The sequence below is a fragment of the Klebsiella sp. 2019SCSN059 genome (assembly GCF_021739525.1).
In the GTDB taxonomy this organism is placed as follows: domain Bacteria; phylum Pseudomonadota; class Gammaproteobacteria; order Enterobacterales; family Enterobacteriaceae; genus Klebsiella; species Klebsiella quasipneumoniae.
This window is the reverse complement of sequence record NZ_JAKKOM010000106.1, coordinates 1-1384: the sequence shown is the minus strand read 5'-3', so window position 1 is coordinate 1384 and position 1384 is coordinate 1. Positions and strand designations below refer to the sequence as shown.

Genomic DNA, 1384 nt, shown 5'->3' with positions numbered 1-1384 from the left:
TCCACCGGCTTGCCGGCCTCGACCAACCCCTGGGTGGCGCGTTCCAGGTACACCGTGTTCCACAGCACGATAGCCGCCGTCACCAGGTTGAGGCCGCTGGCCCGGTAGCGCTGCTGCTCGAAGCTCCGATCCCTGATTTCCCCAAGGCGGTTGAAGAACACCGCCCTGGCCAGCGAGTTGCGCGCCTCACCTTTGTTCAGGCCGGCATGCACGCGGCGGCGCAGTTCAACACTTTGCAGCCAGTCCAGGATGAACAGCGTGCGCTCGATCCGGCCCAGCTCGCGCAGGGCCACGGCCAGTCCGTTCTGGCGCGGGTAGCTGCCGAGCTTGCGCAGCATCAGCGAGGCGGTGACGGTGCCCTGCTTGATCGAGCTGGCCAGGCGCAGGATGTCGTCCCAGTGGGCACGCACGTGCTTGATGTTCAGGGTGCCGCCGATCAGCGGGCGCAACGTCGGGTAGGCTTGCACGCCCTGCGGCACGTACAGCTTGGTTTCGCCGAGGTCGCGGATGCGCGGCGCGAAGCGGAAGCCTAGCAGGTGCATCAGGGCAAAGACGTGATCGGTGAAGCCGGCCGTGTCGGTGTAGTGCTCCTCGATCCGCAGGTCGGACTCGTGGTACAGCAGGCCGTCGAGCACATAGGTGGAATCGCGGACGCCGACATTCACCACGCGGGTGCTGAACGGCGCGTACTGGTCGGAGATATGGGTATAGAACAGCCGTCCCGGCTCGCTACCGTACTTCGGGTTGACGTGCCCGGTGCTCTCGCCCCGGCCACCCGCGCGGAAGCGCTGGCCATCGGAGGATGAGGTCGTGCCGTCGCCCCAGTGGGCGGCAAAGGCGTGGCGATACTGGTGGTTGACCAGCTCGGCCAAGGCCGCCGAATAGGTTTCGTCGCGGATGTGCCAGGCTTGCAGCCAGGACAGCTTGGCGTAGGTCAGGCCGGGGCTCGACTCGGCCATCTTGGTCAGCCCGAGGTTGATCGCATCACCGAGGATTGCGGACAGCAGCAACGTCCTGTCTTTGGCCTCGGCCCCGTCCTTCAAGTGGGTGAAGTGGCGGCTGAAGCCCGTCCAGTCGTCCACGTCCATCAGCAGTTCGGTGATCTTGATGCGCGGCAGTAACTGGCTGGTTTGGTCGATCAGCGCCTGCGCCCGATCCGGCACCGCCGCATCCAGCGGGGTGATTTTCAGCCCTGACTCGGTGAGGATGGCATCGGGCAGCTCGTTGTCCTTGGCCAGGCGGGTGACGGTGGCCAACTGCTCGTCCAGCAGCTGCAAACGCTCTTCCAGGTACTGGTCGCTGTTCGGGTTGATCGCCAGGGGCAGGGCCTGCTCGCGCTTGAGTGCGGCGAACTTCTCGGCCGGCAGCAGGTAGTCGTCGAAGT

At 65.7% G+C, this 1384-nt stretch carries 1 pseudogene; it reads right to left on the bottom strand.

Annotated features, from left to right (window positions below):
* A pseudogene (locus tag L2I46_RS29080) lies at positions 1-1384 on the bottom strand (Tn3-like element TnAs1 family transposase); the annotation flags it as partial.